This is a genomic window from Paenibacillus sp. S-38, from assembly GCF_049942825.1.
GTDB lineage: Bacteria > Bacillota > Bacilli > Paenibacillales > NBRC-103111 > Paenibacillus_G.
In genome coordinates this window covers 4,673,167-4,690,523 of sequence record NZ_CP187970.1, presented here as the reverse complement: position 1 = coordinate 4,690,523, position 17,357 = coordinate 4,673,167, and the positions used below count along the sequence as shown (strand labels likewise).

12 protein-coding genes are annotated in these 17,357 nt (G+C 61.1%); all 12 read left to right on the top strand.

Annotation, left to right across the window (positions count from 1 at the left end):
- Positions 1–71: 71 nt before the first annotated feature.
- Complete coding sequence (locus ACP26L_RS20790) at positions 72–2,063, top strand: polysaccharide lyase family protein (RefSeq protein ID WP_426445993.1); 1,992 nt, start codon at positions 72–74, stop codon at positions 2,061–2,063.
- Positions 2,064–2,084: 21 nt separating this feature from the next.
- The gene (locus ACP26L_RS20785; RefSeq protein ID WP_426445991.1) at positions 2,085–3,683 is read left to right on the top strand and encodes an extracellular solute-binding protein; all 1,599 of its coding nucleotides are present in this window, start codon (positions 2,085–2,087) and stop codon (positions 3,681–3,683) included.
- On the top strand, positions 3,680–4,699 hold the full coding sequence (locus tag ACP26L_RS20780) for an ABC transporter permease (RefSeq protein WP_426445989.1): 1,020 nt from the start codon (positions 3,680–3,682) through the stop codon (positions 4,697–4,699). The genes ACP26L_RS20785 and ACP26L_RS20780 overlap by 4 nt, the downstream gene beginning before the upstream one ends.
- A gap of 259 nt (positions 4,700–4,958) precedes the next feature.
- Complete coding sequence (locus tag ACP26L_RS20775) at positions 4,959–5,828, top strand: carbohydrate ABC transporter permease (RefSeq protein WP_426445987.1); 870 nt, start codon at positions 4,959–4,961, stop codon at positions 5,826–5,828.
- Positions 5,829–5,891: 63 nt separating this feature from the next.
- Positions 5,892–7,415, top strand: coding sequence for a sulfatase family protein (locus ACP26L_RS20770; protein ID WP_426445985.1), 1,524 nt, complete (start codon positions 5,892–5,894; stop codon positions 7,413–7,415).
- A 511-nt stretch (positions 7,416–7,926) separates the two neighbouring features.
- Complete coding sequence (locus tag ACP26L_RS20765; protein WP_426445983.1) at positions 7,927–8,457, top strand: MarR family winged helix-turn-helix transcriptional regulator; 531 nt, start codon at positions 7,927–7,929, stop codon at positions 8,455–8,457.
- Positions 8,454–9,551, top strand: a complete 1,098-nt coding sequence (locus ACP26L_RS20760) for an ABC transporter substrate-binding protein (RefSeq protein ID WP_426445981.1) — start codon at positions 8,454–8,456, stop codon at positions 9,549–9,551. Before ACP26L_RS20765 ends, ACP26L_RS20760 begins: the two co-directional genes overlap by 4 nt.
- Before the next feature lie 46 nt (positions 9,552–9,597).
- Positions 9,598–10,383: an ABC transporter ATP-binding protein gene (locus ACP26L_RS20755; RefSeq protein ID WP_426445979.1), complete on the top strand. Its 786-nt coding sequence runs from the start codon at positions 9,598–9,600 to the stop codon at positions 10,381–10,383.
- Positions 10,384–10,396: 13 nt separating this feature from the next.
- Positions 10,397–11,182: an ABC transporter permease gene (locus tag ACP26L_RS20750; RefSeq protein WP_426445977.1), complete on the top strand. Its 786-nt coding sequence runs from the start codon at positions 10,397–10,399 to the stop codon at positions 11,180–11,182.
- An 81-nt stretch (positions 11,183–11,263) separates the two neighbouring features.
- Positions 11,264–13,531 carry an arylsulfatase gene (locus tag ACP26L_RS20745; RefSeq protein WP_426445975.1) on the top strand — a complete coding sequence of 756 codons (2,268 nt, stop codon included), beginning with the start codon at positions 11,264–11,266 and terminating at the stop codon, positions 13,529–13,531.
- 56 nt (positions 13,532–13,587) lie between these two features.
- Positions 13,588–14,802 (top strand): formylglycine-generating enzyme family protein, encoded by a 1,215-nt coding sequence (locus tag ACP26L_RS20740; RefSeq protein ID WP_426445973.1) that lies wholly within the window; start codon positions 13,588–13,590, stop codon positions 14,800–14,802.
- A 212-nt stretch (positions 14,803–15,014) separates the two neighbouring features.
- Positions 15,015–17,348, top strand: coding sequence for a beta-galactosidase (locus tag ACP26L_RS20735; protein ID WP_426445971.1), 2,334 nt, complete (start codon positions 15,015–15,017; stop codon positions 17,346–17,348).
- Positions 17,349–17,357: the final 9 nt, after the last annotated feature.

Sequence of the window (17,357 nt, the reverse complement as noted above, 5' to 3'; positions counted from 1 at the left end):
ACAGCACAGGGGGAACCCGATGATATAGAGATTGAGTATATAGATTGAGATTCGAAAAGGAGAGAGAACCGATGAAAAAAAAGCGTCCATGGTCCATACAAAGCAGGGGATCCGCAGGAAAGGCGGCCGCGTCCCTGCTGCTGGCAGGCAGCGTTCTGATAGGGACGGCGCCGCTGAAGACTGCTGCAGCAGCCGAAGCCGTTCAGGCACCGGCACAGGAAGGAAAGCTGCCGGCGGCCCAAGATGCGGGTCGCGGACAGCATAAGGAGAAGCTGTCGCTGATTGACCAGGGAAGCAGCGTGACGCTGAAGAACAGCCGGGTCAGCGTGACGATCGACAAGGGCAGTGCCACGGTAACCTCGATAACATACGGAGAGGACAGCCCGAACCTGCTGGCGAACGGCGGGGCCGGCTACTACATACTGAACTACTCGCAGAACGGCAAGAACCTGAAATTCGGGCCGACGAACGAGCTCAGCTACAAGGTAACCGCTCAGGATGAAGACCATATCGACATCGCTTTGACAGTGGACGACCGCGCCGTACTGCCGTTCTCGTATGAGCTGCATTTTGTGCTCATGAAGAATGAACCCGGTCTCTATTTCTACTCGGTCGTAGGGTATCCCGAAGCGGTGGAGGGCGGCGTCACGATCGGCCAGGGCCGGTACGCGTTCCGCGTCGATCCGAACCTGTTCGATTCGTATGCTGTGGATGAAGAGCGTCGCGGTCCGCTGCCGTCGCCAGCAGAGCTCGAAGCTGGGGAAGAGGTCATGGATGCGAGCATCAAGCTGCCCAATGGTGAGGTATACACGAAGTACAACCACATCGAGTATGCCGGTGACCTCAATGTGACGGGACTGTACGGGAAGGACCTCGGGATCTGGCTGATCCGGGGCAGCAACGAATTCGTCGACGGCGGTCCGACGCAGCAGCGCAACTCCGTGCACCAGACGAACACCACGCCGATCCTGCTGTGGCATGAGCATGAATCCCACTACGGACGCGGCAATGTGGTGCCTTCGCCGGGCTGGAAGAAAATCTACGGGCCGTCCTTCCTCTATGTGAATCAGGGCGGAGATGCCGACAAGCTCTGGAAGGACGCGAACCGCCGGGCGGAAGCGGAGCAGCGCAAATGGCCGTACCGCTGGCTGGACAGTCCGCTGTATGAGGCGGACCGCAGGGGCAGCGTGAAGGGGCAGCTGAAGATCACGGGCGGCGAGCCGGCGGCGAATGCGTGGGTGATTCTCGCAGACCCAAGTCCCGACTGGCAGGATCAGAACCTCGGCTACAACTACTATATCCGGACCGACAGCCAAGGCCGCTTCACGATTCCAGATGTGCGGGTGGGCACCTACACCTTGTACAGCTTCGTCAAAGGGTACTTCGGCGAATTCCGCAAGGACGGCATCACGGTGCAGGCGTCCAAAGAAACGAAGCTGCCGGCCCTGACGTGGACGCCGGAAACACACGGCACAACTTTGTGGACCCTGGGCACACCGGACCGGACGGCAGGCGAATACCGGCATGGGGATGACTACCACCACTGGGGGCTGTGGCTCGATTACCCTCTGGACTTCCCGAACGGGGTGGACTTCACAATCGGCGAGAGCAGCGAGCGGACGGATTGGAACTATGCCCATCCGGTGACGGCAACGCCAGGCGAGCCAGCACAGCTTAAGGTGCCATTCAATCCTCAGCTGACGCCGTGGAAGATCCGCTTTGACAGCGATAAAGTATACCGTGCAGGCACCAAAGCGACCCTCACCTTCGGCATCGCCTCCTCGCGCAACGGTTCGCTGCGGCTGAACCTGAACGGCACGGAGATTGCGAACCTGGCCTCGCTGCCGGGGCCGAAGAGCGACTCGGGCATGCCGCGCAGCGCCGTTCATGCCTTTTACCGGGAATTCACGGTCGAGTTCGACGCCGCCCTGCTGAAGAAGGGCGAGAACGTATTGCAGCTTACGCATGCCAAGAACATATATGACGCGAACGGCCAGCGTACGGGAGACCTTTATACGAGCCAGATGTATGATGCGATCCGCCTGGAAGTCCAGCAGCCCTAAGCGAACAAAGGAGAGAGACCGATGAACATCCAAGACATGAACAAGCGCAATACCACTCACCGACTGTCAAAAGAGAGGAGAGCGGCTTCCGCCCTGCTGCTGTTCCCTCTGCTGCTCACGGCCTGCGCAGGTGGAGCCAAGCCGGAAGGCGGGGCGGCGGGCGCAGCTCCAGCGGCAGCCGGGCCGGTGGAGTTCAGCGTGATGACCATCACCCCGAGCACCCCGCCGGCGGCGGACGACGGGCCGATCAAGCTGGCGATCGAGAAGGCGGTGAATGCGAAGCTGAACGTCCAGTGGGTGTCGAACAACATCTATGCGGAGAAGCTGAACATTACGCTTGCATCGGGCAACCTGCCTGACTACATCATGATCAACAACCCGTTCAGCAGCACATTCCGTACGATGGTGCAGCAGGGGGCCTTCTGGGATCTCACTCCGTTCATTGCAGAGTATCCGAACATTTCGAAGGGCATTTCGAAGACTGCCTGGGAGACGACCAAGATGGCGGACGGGCGCACCTACGGCATCCCGAGACCCCGGCCGGAGGACAGCGAGTCGTTCTTCATCATCCGCAAGGATTGGCTCGACAAGCTCGGACTGCAGGTGCCTGCGACCACGGAAGAGCTTCAGGCGGTCATGAAGGCTTTCGTGGAGAACGATCCGGACGGCAATGGCAAAAAGGACACGACGGCGCTCGCCGCCTACATCAATCCTTCCGATCTCGGCTGGGGCGGCAACATCGGGCCGGTGCTCGGAGCAATCGAAAGCTCCTTCACCGGTGCGCACGGGCACTGGAAGTGGGACGAAGCTTCGAAGGGGCTCGTCTACACGGCACTCCTCCCCGAGACGCGCAAGTCGCTGGAATACCTGACGGAGGCCTATAAGCAGAAGTGGATGCCGGAGGACCTGCTGTCGCTGAAGCTGACGCAGACCCGGGATCTGTTCAAGGGGAACAAGGCGGGGATTATCGTCGACAAGACCGGCACGCTGAAGCTGCATGCGGACGAGCTGAAGAAGGTGGCGCCGGACTTCAAATACAAGGACTTTTATCCGCTGACTACCCTGAACGGCTATGTGCCGAAGGGCTCGGGCTTCAACGGGATGTTCGCCATTCCCAAATCCGTGCCGGAAGCGAAGGTGAAAGCGATCCTGAAGGTGATCGACACCTGGATGACGCCCGAGGTGAGCGCGATTCAGAAGTATGGTCTGGAGGGCGTGCACCACAAGGTGGAGAACGGCAAGAAGATCACCGACCCCGAAAAGCTCAAGAAGGACAACGCCTCGGACTTCAACCACATCGTGAACATTGTGGATGCCGTGTGGGAGTCGTCCCCGTCGCCGGAGGAAGCGGAAGCGACCGAGCTGTTCCGGAAGGTGGAAGGGGACCGGGCGAAGGTCAGCGTACCGGATCTCAGCGCCGGTCTGTATTCCCCAGCCGCCCAGAAGCTCCTGCCTGAGCTCGATAAGAAGATCCAGGATCTCAAGTCCAAGATCATCCTCGGACGCGAGCCGATCACGGCCTGGGATGCTTTCGTCACCGAGCTGAAGGCGAACCCGGATTTCGTCCAGACCACGAAGGAAATGACCGAAGCTTATAAGAAGCGCACGGGGACGCCATGAGACCGATCGCCGCCGAGATCGAAGACCCCCGGCAGCGGGTAAAGGGAGGGGAGCGGGAGAGCTTCCCGCCTCCCGGTACCGACGGGGACCGGCTTCGCAGCCAGGTGAGGCCCGGCCGGTGGAGGTCGAATCTGCGCCGGAGCAGCGGGCTGTACCTGCTCGCACTTCCGGGCGTACTGTTCTTCCTCTTGTTCAAGTACGCACCGATGTGGGGCGTGCTGATCGCCTTCCAGAATTATTCGCCGTATACGGGCATGCTGGACAGTCCGTGGGTGGGGCTCGACCACTTCCGGCGGTTCTTCTCGAATCCCGACTTCCTGCTCCTGTTCCGCAATACACTTGGGATCAACCTGCTCAGCCTGGTTTTCTTTTTCCCGCTGCCGCTCGTGCTGTCCCTTCTCCTGAACGAAGTGAGGCACACGGCCTATAAGCGGCTGGTACAGTCGGTCATCTACATGCCCCACTTCCTGTCCTGGGTGATCATCGCCGGGCTGACCTTCCTGCTCTTCGGCAAGGCGGAGGGGCTGGTGAACCTGCTGCTCGAAGCGGCAGGCAGGCCGAAGCTTGATGTGCTGACGAACCCGGACACGTTCTGGCTGATGATCACCCTGCAGTCGATGTGGAAGGAAGCGGGCTGGGGCACGATCATTTTCCTGGCCGCCATGGCGGGCGCCGACCCGCAGGTGTACGAAGCGGCGCGAATGGACGGGGCGGGACGCATCCGGCAGATGTGGCACGTGACGATCCCGGCGATCCGCAGCGTCTTCGTGATCCTGCTCATCCTGCGGCTCGGGGACATCATGGATGTCGGCTTCGAGCAGATCTTCCTCATGTACAACGGCGCCGTCTCCCATGTGGCCGAGGTGTTCGATACGTACGTGTACCGCACCGGCATCCAGCAGGGCGAATTCAGCTACAGCACGGCCGCCGGCCTGTTCAAGTCGCTCGTGGGCCTCGTGCTGGTGCTGCTTGCTAACCGCATTGCCAAGAAGTTCGGGGAGGAGGGCGTGTTTTAAAACAATGGGTCGATGGAGCGGCTGCGCATACGGATTCATGCCTCCAATCGCTGTTGTTTTCGGATTCTTTGAATTGAGATTGGAATAAGGGGAGAATCCGAAAACAAAGGCGAACGCTGCCGCTTTTCCAGTCATGATCCGTATGCTTAGCTTACGTGGGCCGTCTTTTATTTAAAACAGTAGTAATAAAGTAAAAAACAGGAGTCGCACGAAAAACGGCGTCATACCGCCGCAGAACGTAAGAAAGGAGGGTTAACCCATGAAACGCAACGCAGGCAATATCGCCTTTCAGTCCGTCAATTACACCGTGCTGGGTGTGCTGGCGCTGGTGACTTTTTTTCCGCTGTACTATGTGTTCATCGTCTCGCTGACCGAGCCGGCGGAGTTCCTGCAGAAGAAGATCGTGCTGTGGCCGGAGACCTGGTCCTTCCAGTCTTATGCTTATCTGCTCTCTACGGAGGCGTTCCCGAGGTCGGTTGCCAATAGCGCCTTCCTGGCTTCCGTAGGCACGTTGTGCTCTCTCGCTGTCTCGTCGTCGCTAGCCTATGCGCTGTCCCAGCGCAGGATGGCCGGACGCAGGCTCCTCATGGGCCTCATCCTGCTCACGATCCTGTTCAGCCCTGGCGTCATTCCCGCCTATATGCTGGTCCGCCAGCTCGGCCTGATGGGCAGCCTGTGGGCCCTGATCATCCCGTCGCTGGCCAGCGGCTGGAACGTGCTGCTCATGAAGGGCTTCTTCGACAGCCTGCCGGCGGAGCTCTCGGAATCGGCCGCGATCGACGGCTGCGGGGAGGTGCGCACGTGGCTGCGCATCATTCTTCCGCTGTCGCTGCCGGCACTTGCGGCCTTCGGCCTGTTCCATGCCGTAGGCTACTGGAACCAGTTCTTCTCTGCGCTGCTGTACCTGAACGATCCGAAGCAGTGGCCGATCCAGGTGCTGCTGCAGAACATGCTGCTCAGCGCCTCGACGACGGACCTCGGCACGCCGGGCGAGTACGTGCAGGCGCCGCCGACGGAGATGCTGAAGATGGCCGCCGTCATGATCGCGACCGTGCCGATTCTGCTCGTGTATCCGTTCCTGCAGAAGCATTTTGCCAAGGGGGCGCTGGTAGGCTCGGTCAAATCGTAACAGAGTACATTGGAAAGGGTTCAACCCAACAAGACCGCTTGAGGAGAAGGGAAGTCAGCAGCCATGTCCAATCCGACAGACCAACCGGATATCATCTTCCTGATGACCGACCAGCAGCGCTGGGACGCCATCGGGAAGTTCAATGAGCACATACTGACGCCGGCCATCGACCGGCTGGCGGAGGAGGGCATCGTCTACAGCCAGGCCGTGTGCCAGGCGCCGATGTGCGTGCCGAGCCGCAGCTCCATGATGCTGGGACTGTACCCGTCCCAGATCGGCGTGCGGACGAACCACGGCGGCCTCTACGACGAGGAGAAGCTGCCGTCTGATCCGCTGCCGGAGCTCATGCGTAGCGCCGGCTACCAGACCGCCGGCTTCGGCAAGACGCACTGGAACCACGGCCTGCACAACCCCGAGCCTCCCACGCGGGGATTCGAGGTGCGGGCGGTGGGCCTGGCCCGGGACAGCGGCCATTATGAGCAGGGTGCCGTGATGATGGGCGACGCCGAGCCGGAGGGGCTGGCCGCCTACTACGAGGAGACGCGGGACTTCGGCGGCGGGGAGGAGAATGCGGACGGGTATATCGGCTGCACCAGCCGGGTCCCGATGGAGCATCACCGTGACGGCTGGGTCGCGGAGCAGTGCCTGCAGTTCGTGCGGGAAGGGATGGACCCGGAGCGGCCGCTCTTCCTGTACTTGTCCTTCTTGAAGCCGCATGCGGGCTTCAATGTGCCCGAGGCGTTCGAGCGGCTGTACCGGATCGAGGACATTCCGGACCTGCCGCAGCCGCCGTGGGAGGAGGAAGCCGGCACCCATCTGGCGGCATCGGATGCCATGAATGCGCATTCAGCCTCCGCCTATCACGAGAAACGGCGGGTGTGGGAAGCGATGACCCCGCTCGAACGCCGCCGCACGACGCTGAGGTACTGGGCCAACTGCTCGTGGCTCGACCACTACTTTGGCCGTGTCCTGGACGAGCTGCGGGAACGCGGCCGGCTGGAAAACGCCCTGATCGTCTTCTGCTCCGACCATGGCGAGATGCTGGGGGAGCGCCGGTACCGCTTCACCAAATACTGCCTCTACGACAGCAGCGTGCGGGTACCGCTCATTCTCTCCGGCACCTATGTGCCGCCGGCGCTCCGGGGCACGGTCGACGACCGGCCGGCGGAGCTGGTCGACCTCGTGCCGACGCTCTCGGAGGCGGCCGGTCTGCCGCACAATCCGCTGCTGCCTGGGCTGGACCTGCTCGGGGAACGGCAGCGCCTCGGCACCTTCTGCGAATTCCACGGCAAGGGGGCCCCCGCGAGGCATACGGCTCCTGCGCTCATGTGGCGGAAGAAGGAGTGGAAGCTGATTCTCTACCTGCCGTATCCGATCGGCGAAGCCTTCAGCCATGTGGATGACTACCAGGGTGAGCTGTATCACCTGGAGGAAGATCCCAACGAATGGCGCAACCTGTACGGCGATGAACGACATGCCGCCGTCCGGGAGCGGATGACGGCCGAGCTCCTGATGCATCTGGCCGCCGCCTGGTCGCGGGGACCGTTCTTCTACGACCGGCACGGCTATGAGGCGCTGGGAGAGTAGGGGGCTGGACGCAGGAGCACTGCTCAAGGAATCTGACTGCCCGGGGTGCTTCCAACATGCTTTTCCTGTATCATGGGAGGGTGAGGAGCTGATCCCATGAATCTATGGATTATTGGACTGAATATAAGTTTTGCAGTTTATGTGCTGATCATCCAATGGGCAAGATTCCGTTCGAACACCTGGTTCCTTTATAAGAAAGAAAATGCATTTCTCATCGCACTTCTAATCTTCTCGATTCTCAATGCCGTGAACATCATCACGTGACCGTCAACCCTGAGCCGCTGCAAGCGCCTGCATGTGCGGCTTCTTTTTTTGCCGCAGAGCTTTTATAATTTACCCACTTGACGCATCGGGATAATCATGATAATTTATTTTTACAGCAAAATATTCGATGCCGTAATAAATCGGCAAGCCTACTGGAACAACCAGCGGCCTCCATCCCCTGACTCGACCGCGAGCAGGGCTTTGGGGGCCTTTTTATTTGCATCGGAGAGGGAAAGGGGCAGGGAGAATGAACCATCTGATAGGACTGGGCAGCGAAGCCGACACGCAGCTGCGCCGGATGATCCGCCGCTTCGTGGTGGAGCGGGACAAGGTCGTCTTCCTGAACGGAATGACGCTCCCCCAGCTGGAGGTGCTGCGCAAGCTGTCCGCGGAAGGTCCGTTGAAAGCCGGACAGCTGTCCGAGGAGCTCGACTTCTCCCCGGGCGCCATGACCGCGCTCTGCGACAAGCTTGTCGCCGGTGAAATGATCGAGAGGCGCAGGCCCGAGGAAGACCGCAGGACGGTGGTTCTGTCGATTACCGCAAAAGGGCTCCGGCTGCTCGACACGCTAAGGCAATCCGGACAACCGGGCATGCATCTGAAGCACTTGTTCCAGGACTTCACGGAAGAAGAGCTGGAGTGGCTGCAGAAGCTGAGCACGAAGCTGTACCGCAATCTGGACTTGTACGCGGAGACCATGCGGGCCGATCTGGCCGTGAAGCTGGAGGGTTTTGAAGACCGGGCAGAGGCTTATGGAGAGAAAGTCAACCGCACGTGAACGAAATCAACGATAGGGAGAAGTGGGTCATGAAGGTCACCAAGAGAAAAAGAAGTTCGGCATTCGGTTTGGCGGCGGCGGCAGTGCTGCTCGCCATAACGGCGGGCTGCGGCGGGAATGCCGGAGTGAAGGAGACGGGGGCCGCAGCGGGTCAGGAGAAGGGCGCAGCAGCGGCGGCCGTCAAGCAGGTAGACGTCCAGTTCGCTCTGGATACGGCGGCTACAGGGTCGCCGCAGTCCCGGGTGGCAGTGGAGCAGGGCTACTTCGGGAAGAACGGGGTGCAGGCTAAGACCTTCGATTTTCCCTACGGCATTGACACGCTGAACGCCCTGCTGGTCGACCGGGCGGATGTGGGCTCTGCGGCGGACTATGCACTGCTGAATTCGCTCGGCAAGGGGGATATGGTGATCCTCGGTACGCTCTCGCGGGCCAATGATGTCTCGGCGAAGAACAGTGTTCTGCTCGTGAGAAGCGGGATAGGCAGTGAGCAGGATCTCGCCGGCAAGAAGCTCGGCGTCGCCAGAGGTACCGTGTTCGAATACGTGTGGGCCAAATACCTCGAGAAGCTCGGCATCCCGAAAGATAAGGTCACCTATGTGAACTACTCTTCGCCGGACGAGGCGCTGGTCGCTTTGAAGCGCGGGCAGATGGATGCGATCTGGGCGAGCGGCGCCGTGCGCGAGAAGCTGAAGGAAGTCGAGGGCGTCAAGGAGCTCGTGGACAGCTCGAAGACGGGAGTATACGTCAAGGCGTTCCTTGTGGCCCGGCGTTCCTTCGTCGAGCAGCATCCGGAGGCTGCGGCTGGTACGCTTAAGGCGCTGAAGGAAGCGACAGACTATATCGGCGGCCACAAGCAGGAGACGGCGCAGCTGCTCTTCAATAAGATCAAGCTGCCGCAGGCGGGCGTGCTGAAGGACCTGGAGGCGTCAGCGTACGTGGTGGGCTTCACCCAGGAGGATTACGAGCATCTCAGCGAGATGCAGAAGTGGCTGCAGGAGCAGGGGATTCTTAAGGGCACCTATGATCTCAAGAGCAAAATCAACGTGGAGCCGCTGAAGAAGGCACTGCCGGAGAGCGAAACGTACAAGCCTTAACGGCAGGAAGTATCGGAGCGCCCCGCATAAGAAGGAGGAATCCCGTATGTCAACGATATCGGCCGCAGCCGCAGCCAAGACCATACATATCAACCAGCTGCACAAAAGCTACACCGCTCAAGCCGGCACCGAGCCCCACTATATCATCAAGGGAGTAGACCTGGTGGTCAAGGGCGGCGAATTCTTCGTCCTCCTCGGCCCGAGCGGCTGCGGCAAATCGACGCTTCTTAATATCATCGCCGGCTTCGTGGCGAAGACGGACGGCAAGCTGACGATCGACGGGGAGGAGATCTCCCGTCCCGGACGGGACCGGGCGATGGTCTTCCAGCAGGCCGACGCGTCGCTGTTCCCGTGGCTGACCGTCCGGGAGAACGTCGAGTTCGGACTCAAGATGAAGAAGACGCCGAAGACGGAGCGCCGGGAGGTGTCGGACCACTATATCGGCCTGGTCGGCCTCAAGGGGCACGAGGACAAATTCCCCCGCGAGCTCTCGGGCGGTATGAAGCAGCGGGTCCAGCTGGCCCGGGTGCTCGCCTTGAACTCCTCCATCCTGCTTATGGATGAACCGTTCGGGGCACTGGATGCCATGACCCGCCGGACGATGCAGAAGGAGCTCATCCGCATCTGGCAGCAGACTGGCAAGACCGTGATCTTCGTAACGCACGATCTGCAGGAAGCGCTGCTGCTCGGCCAGCGGATCGGGGTCATGTCGGTGGGACCGGCCTCCCGCATCTCCGATATCCACGAGGTTCCGCTTTCCTACCCGCGCGAGCTGTCGGATCCGACATTCCATGAGCTGTACGAGACGATACAGCGGCACTTTGACGAATAGGAGGCGGCATAGCATGCCCGCAGTAAACCGAATTATCAATACGGGAATCCTGACCTGGATCATCGGCTTGATCGTATGGCAGCTGCTTTCCCTCGCTTCGAGCCCCGACTTCCTGCCGGGACCTTATCAGACGCTTCTCGGCGCCATCGAGCTGTCGAAGGACGGGTCGCTGTGGAAGTACATGGCCGCCAGCCTGTTCCGGGTGGCCGTCGGCTGGTCCCTCGGCAGTCTGATCGCTATTCCGATCGGGCTGGTCATGGGGAGGGTAACCGTGATCCGCAGGCTCACGGAGCCGTTCCTGAATTTCATCCGCTTCATTCCGCCCCTGGCCTTCATCACCCTGTTCATGCTGTGGTTCGGGATCGGGGAGCAGTCGAAGATCATTCTCATCCTGTACTCGACCTTATTCATCGTCATTCTCAATACGATGACCGGCGTGCTGTCCATCGAGGAGGACAAGATCCGGTCGGCCCGAAGCATGGGAGCCACCGAGTGGCAGACGATGCTCCATGTGATCATCCCGGCCACGGTGCCCTACATCTTCACCGGCGTACGGCTTGCGATGAGCACCTCGTACATGGCGATCATCGGGGCGGAGATGATTGCTGCGGATAAAGGCGTCGGCTTCATGATCTGGAATGCGCGTCTGTATTTCAAGATGGACTGGATCTTCGTCGGCCTCTTCGCGCTCGGCCTTATGGGCTACTTCACCGACCGGCTGCTGAACTGGTTCGGCTCCACCGTGCTGGCCCGCTACGGGATTGCGGGGGGCACGGCGTTCCGGGGCAGGCTGAGATAACCGGCATCACCCGTCACGATGCCTCGGCAAGAGAACAGGCATGAACACAAGACGAATTCATAATTTGGAGGAATGCTCGCTATGGCCTATTGGGAAAAGGAAACATTCGAAGGTACGATCGGACGGACGACCGAGGAGTCCGTACCGGCCTGGACGGAGCGGGGCGGCAAAGCGGCCCCGGGTGCGCCAAACGTCGTCGTCATCCTGCTCGACGACCTGGGCTTCGCCCAGCTCGGCTGCTACGGCTCGGACATCGCCACGCCGAATATCGACGCGCTGGCGGCGGGCGGTCTGCGGTACAATAACTTCCACACCACCGCGCTGTGCTCTCCGACCCGGGCGGCGCTGCTCAGCGGACGCAATCCGCACTCGGTCGGTCTGCGCAGCGTGCTCATGGCCGACAGCGGGTTCCCGAACGCCCGTGGACGTGTCAGCAAAAGCGCCGCCCTGCTCAGCGAGATCCTCGTCGAGAACGGCTACAACACCTTTGCGGTCGGCAAGTGGCATCTGAATACGAGTCAGGAGCAGTCGTTCAGCGGGCCGTTCGACAACTGGCCGCTCGGGCGCGGCTTCGAGCACTTCTACGGCTTCCTCGGCGGGGCCACCTCGCAGTGGAACCCCGATCTGGTCGAAGACAACAAGCGGGTGAAGCAGCCGGCACGCGCCGAAGACGGCTACCATCTGACGGAGGATCTGACCGACAAGGCGATCGATTACATTCGCGAGCAGCAGACCGCCGCTCCCGACAAGCCGTTTTTCTGCTACCTCGCGTACGGGGCGACGCATGCGCCGCATCATGCGCCGAAGGAGTATATCGACAAGTACAAAGGCCGGTTCGACCAGGGCTGGGACTTGGCGAGGGAGCAGTATTTTGCCCGCCAGCAGGCGCTCGGGATCATCCCGCCGGATGCCGAGCTGCCGCCGAGAAGCCCGGACGTGCTGCCTTGGGAAGAGCTCTCCGAGGAGCAGAAGCGGCTGTATGCGCGTCTGCAGGAAGCGTTCGCCGGATTCCTGGAGCATACGGACCATCATATCGGCCGCCTCGTGCAGGCGCTGAAGGACTTTGATCAGCTGGACAACACGCTCTTCATCCTGCTCTCGGACAACGGCGCATGCTCGATGGGCGGCGATCACGGGACGATCAACAACTGGGGGGATATGCACGGAGCCGAACCGCTCGAATCCAAGCTGAGCCGGATCAACGAGATCGGAACGCCCCTGGCCGACAACCATTATCCAAAGGGCTGGGCCCAGGTCGGCAATACGCCGCTGCGGTGGTACAAGTCGTTCGTCCATGCCGGCGGGGTGAAGGATCCGCTCATCGTCCATTATCCGCAGCGGATTCAGGACGGCGGAGGCATCCGCGGACAATATCACCACGTGACGGATATCGTGCCGACCGTGCTGGAGCTGACCGGCCTGAGTGCACCGGCGGAGTACAAGGGCGTCCCGCAGCAGCCGATCCACGGCACCTCGCTTGCCTACACCTTCGAGGGCGGGGAGGAGCCGACCCGCAAGACGACCCAGATCTACGAGATGGTTGGCAACCGGGCGATCTACCATGAGGGGTGGAAGGCGGTGGCGGTTCACCGGCCGGATACCGATTTTGAGGAGGACGTGTGGGAGTTGTACCGCTTGACCGAGGATTTCAGCGAGGTGCACGATGTGGCCGCCGAGTACCCGGAGAAGCTGGAGGAGCTCATTCAGCTGTGGTGGTCCGAAGCGGAGAAATACGGCTTCCTGCCGCTGGAGCGCCGCTCAATGAGAGCCATCCTGCAGAACCTCGGGGCGAAGAAAGGGCCGCAGCCCCCGGGAGAGCGTGTCTTCTACCGCTCAGAGCTCGGACTGCCGATGTCCAAGTCGCCGGACATCCGGGGCAAAGCCTTCGAGATCACGGCGGAGATCTACAGGGAAGACATCGCGGACGAAGGCGTCCTCGTCGCTTCCGGCGGCCGGGCCGGCGGGTACGCCTGGTATATCAAGGACAACCGGCTCGTCTTCGGCAATAACATCGAGGGCGTGCGGTACCAGTACATCGAGTCGGGAGAAGAGCTGCCGGCCGGTGAATTGAAGCTGCGGTTCGTCTACACGCCGGAGGGAGAAAACGAGGGCACCGGCAGGCTCTACCTGGGGGACCGTCATCTGGGCGAAGGGAAGCTGCAGGGCAGCGCTGCAATCGGCTTTGCCTTCGGCCAGTTCAACATCGGCGAGAACGGCCTGACCCCGGTCGTTCCGCAGTACCAGGTGCCCTTCCGCTTCAGCGGCGAGCTGAAGAAGGTCGTCTACGTGACCGCGAAGCCCGAATGGGACGCGAAGGCGGCGGCCGAGCTGGAGCTTGCGACGGAGTAGACACCTCTGTAAGCTGAGCTCAGATGGCAAATCAGGAAGGGAGCGTGGAAGGAACGATGAAAATGGTTTTCTCCACCTGCGGCTGCGGGTGCTCCGTCAGCCGCTCCGCTTCCCCTCTCGAACGGCAGCCGCTAACTGAAGAGGCGGCCGCTGCTTCGGCCGGAGGAAGCGCAGTGCAGCAGTGCGGTGATACGGAGGCTGCGGTAGAGCAAGCTGCGCGGGAAGCCGATGCCTTGCAGCCGGCTGTGGCTGCAGATGGGCCGGGCGGAGGCGGTGTCACGGACGCCGTCCGCGCCGGTGGCTCGTGCGCGGCGGTGACCGCCAGGGGAACGGCTGCCCGAGCGGAAGAGGAACCGGCGGCATCGCGGAGCGCAGCCGGGCCCGGGGCCGGTCCGGCGGAGACGGAAACCGGCCGTCGTGACGGTATGATCCGGCTGCCCGGCGGCACTTTCCGCATGGGCACCGACGACCGCGAAGGCTTTCCGCAGGACGGGGAAGGGCCCTCGCGTCCCGTCACGCTGGATGCCTTTTACCTTGACGCCTGCGCGGTGACGAATGAACAGTATCTCGCCTTCGTCCGTGATACCGGCTATAGGACGGAAGCGGAGCGGTACGGATGGTCGTTCGTGTTTCATCTGTTCGTTCCGGAACGGCTGCAGCCGATGGTGGATGCCGTTGTCCAGAGCGCCCCCTGGTGGTGGAAGGTGGACGGCGCTTCGTGGCGTGCCCCGGAAGGGCCGGGAACCGGGATCGGGGAGCGGATGGAGCATCCGGTCGTCCATATTTCGTGGAACGATGCAGACGCCTATGCCCGCTGGGCCGGCAAACGGCTTCCGACGGAGGCCGAGTGGGAGTATGCGGCACGCGGGGGGCTGGAGGGCAGGCGCTATGCGTGGGGGGACGACCTGCTGCCGGACGGTCAGCACCAGTGCAACATCTGGCAGGGCACGTTTCCGCAGGAGAATGACGCACTGGACGGGTATGCCGGCACGGCGCCGGCGCGCTCCTTCCCGCCGAATGGCTATGGCTTCTACAATATGGCCGGCAATGTGTGGGAATGGTGTGCGGATTGGTTCAGCCCCGATTACCACCGGACGACGACGAGCCTCAATCCGGCCGGTCCTTCTCAGGGGCAGACGAAGACGCTGAAGGGCGGATCCTACCTCTGCCACAGCTCCTACTGCAACCGGTACCGGGTGGCGGCACGCACCTCGAACACGCCGGACAGCTCGACAGGCCACATGGGCTTCCGCTGCGCAGCGGATGCTTGAATGCAAGGCAGTATTCCTCTGTGGGATGAGGATGCTGCCTTTTTTCTATGAGCTGTTTTTTATACAAAAGGAAATATTTTTTGGACTATACTGTTTACTACTGTTTTATTTTGATATGATTTGATCATGTGAAAAATTGAGAAAAATCGGTACGAATCGGATAGAAAAAACGTCCGTATCGTTCCGATTGGATGAAAGGATGAAAGCGCTCCATGGAATACCGCATTGCAGCTGAAGGGGTCCACAAGGAGATCCGCCGCTCGACGCTGAAGCTCGGCGGAACGAATCCGGCCGGTGAAGAGATCTCGTTCACCAACTACTATATGGAAGTGGACGGCGCACCGTATATCGGGATCTGCGGTGAGTTTCACTATTCCCGTTATCCGGAGGAGGATTGGGAGAGGGAACTGGTCAAGATGAAGATGTCGGGGATCAACATCGTGGCGACCTATATTTTCTGGAACCATCATGAGGAAGAAGAGGGCGTATTCCACTGGGAAGGGGGGCTGAATCTTCAGAGATTCATCGAGCTCTGCGGCAGGCAGGGCTTGTACATCATCCTGCGGGTCGGTCCGTTCTGCCATGGCGAGGTGCGCAACGGGGGATTGCCGGATTGGCTGTTCGGACGCTCCTTCGTGGTGCGTTCCAACGACGAGGAATACCTCAGCTATGTCCGCCGGCTGTACGGCGAGATCGGGAGACAGGCGCAGGGGCTCCTGTACCGGGAGGGCGGCCCGGTCATCGGCATTCAGCTGGAGAATGAGTACATGGCCTCGGCCGCCGTGTGGGAGCTGACCGCGAAGCAGGGGGATGTGTACACGCCCGGCGGGGACGGCGGCGCGGAGCATATGCGCCTCCTCAAGGCGTATGCCGTTGAAGCGGGACTCATAGCTCCGCTATATACGTCGACGGGCTGGGGGAATGCTCCGGTTCTGGAGGACGAAGTGCTCCCTCTGTATGGGGGCTATGCCTATACACCGTGGAGTGTGACCGCGATTCACACGGAGCAGGAGCCGACGGGGGAATATGTCTTTGCGAATTTTCACAACGATGAAGCGGAGACCGCCGGGTTCCAGCCGCCTTATCCGAAGTCGGGCTACCCGTTCGCCTGCTGTGAGATGGGCGGCGGGATGCAGGCCTGGTACCTCTCCCGGTTCGTCGTCGAGCCGGAGAGTGTGGCGGCGATGACCTTGGTGAAGCTGGCCGGGGGCTGCAACTTCCTCGGGTATTACATGTTCCACGGCGGGACGAATCCCGCAGGACGCAGCGGCATGTATATGAATGAGAGCATGACGCCGAAGTTTACCTACGACTTTCAGGCGCCGATCGGCGAATTCGGTCAGATCCGGGAATCCAATGCTTTGGTCCGGCCGCTGCACTACTTTCTGCGGCATTTTGGCCCACGGCTGGCTCCAATGGCCACGGTGCTTCCAGAGAATGCGGGGCGAATCGATCCCCGGAACACCGATGACCTGCGCTATGCCCTGAGGGTTCAAGGACGGGAAGGCTTCCTGTTCATCAACAACTATCAGGATCACGTGGAGATGAAGGCTCACCGGGATGTCCGCTTCCGGGTGGACCTCGAAGGGGAGACGATTGCTTTCCCACGCCGCGGGCTTCTTGTGGAGAAGAATGTCTCCGCCCTGCTTCCGCTGAACTTTGATCTGGATGGAGTCCGGCTCCGCTATGCGACCGCGCAGCCGGTGACCCGGACGGAACTCCAGGATGGGGGAGGAAGCGTTTATTTCCTCGCCGTTCCCCGGGGCATGACGGGCGAATTCTGCTTTGCCGCAGAGGCGATCGCAGAAGTTACCGTGGAAGCGGGAGTGGTCGAGCGGTCCGCAGACCATGTCTATGTCGAAGTCCCGGCCGGAACCTCTTCGTGGATTGGTCTTCGCCGATCGGACGGCACGCATCTCTATGTTTACGCGATGGATGTGCAGGAGAGCGGCCGGTTGTGGGAAGCGGAGCTGGGGGGCCGGCGCCGCATCTTCTTCTCGGACGTTCCTTTTACAGCGGATGGGGAGAAGTTGAGCCTCTACGGCGCCGGAGGAGACAAGGGGGTTCTGCGGGAATTTACCCTGGGGGAAAAGGCCTCTTGGCCGCACGCCAAGGAAGGCTGGAGCTCGGAAGCGGGACGCTTCTTCACTACGCATACGGTTCAGGTACCTCAAAGTGAAACGCCGGTGGAAATTGAGCGGCTGCGGGACGATAAGTTCCGGATCCGCTGGAGCGAAGAGGCATGGAACGGCGTGGACGATCTGATGCTCACCATCGATTATGAAGGCGATGTCGGCTTTGCTTTTGCGCAAGGGCGGCTCTTCCACGATCACTTCTGGAACGGGATGCCGTGGGAGATCGGGCTTCGGCGCTTCCGCGGGAAGCTCGGCTCCCGGGAGATCATCCTGCAGGTAACCCCGCGCAGGAGCGGGACCCTGTCGGTGTCCTCCGACATCGCAATGGCGCAGAACTTCATCGGGGAGAGCGTCGCGCTGATCCGCTCCGTGACCGTCCGGCCCGTATATGCGTTAGAGCTGAGAAGGTAGACTGCAGCC

Coding starts and splice junctions, on each gene's coding strand:
- ACP26L_RS20790 (WP_426445993.1), top strand. CDS start 72: ATGAAAAAAAAGCGTCCATGGTCCATACAAAGCAGGGGATCCGCAGGA.
- ACP26L_RS20785 (WP_426445991.1), top strand. CDS start 2,085: ATGAACATCCAAGACATGAACAAGCGCAATACCACTCACCGACTGTCA.
- ACP26L_RS20780 (WP_426445989.1), top strand. CDS start 3,680: ATGAGACCGATCGCCGCCGAGATCGAAGACCCCCGGCAGCGGGTAAAG.
- ACP26L_RS20775 (WP_426445987.1), top strand. CDS start 4,959: ATGAAACGCAACGCAGGCAATATCGCCTTTCAGTCCGTCAATTACACC.
- ACP26L_RS20770 (WP_426445985.1), top strand. CDS start 5,892: ATGTCCAATCCGACAGACCAACCGGATATCATCTTCCTGATGACCGAC.
- ACP26L_RS20765 (WP_426445983.1), top strand. CDS start 7,927: ATGAACCATCTGATAGGACTGGGCAGCGAAGCCGACACGCAGCTGCGC.
- ACP26L_RS20755 (WP_426445979.1), top strand. CDS start 9,598: ATGTCAACGATATCGGCCGCAGCCGCAGCCAAGACCATACATATCAAC.
- ACP26L_RS20750 (WP_426445977.1), top strand. CDS start 10,397: ATGCCCGCAGTAAACCGAATTATCAATACGGGAATCCTGACCTGGATC.
- ACP26L_RS20745 (WP_426445975.1), top strand. CDS start 11,264: ATGGCCTATTGGGAAAAGGAAACATTCGAAGGTACGATCGGACGGACG.
- ACP26L_RS20740 (WP_426445973.1), top strand. CDS start 13,588: ATGAAAATGGTTTTCTCCACCTGCGGCTGCGGGTGCTCCGTCAGCCGC.
- ACP26L_RS20735 (WP_426445971.1), top strand. CDS start 15,015: ATGGAATACCGCATTGCAGCTGAAGGGGTCCACAAGGAGATCCGCCGC.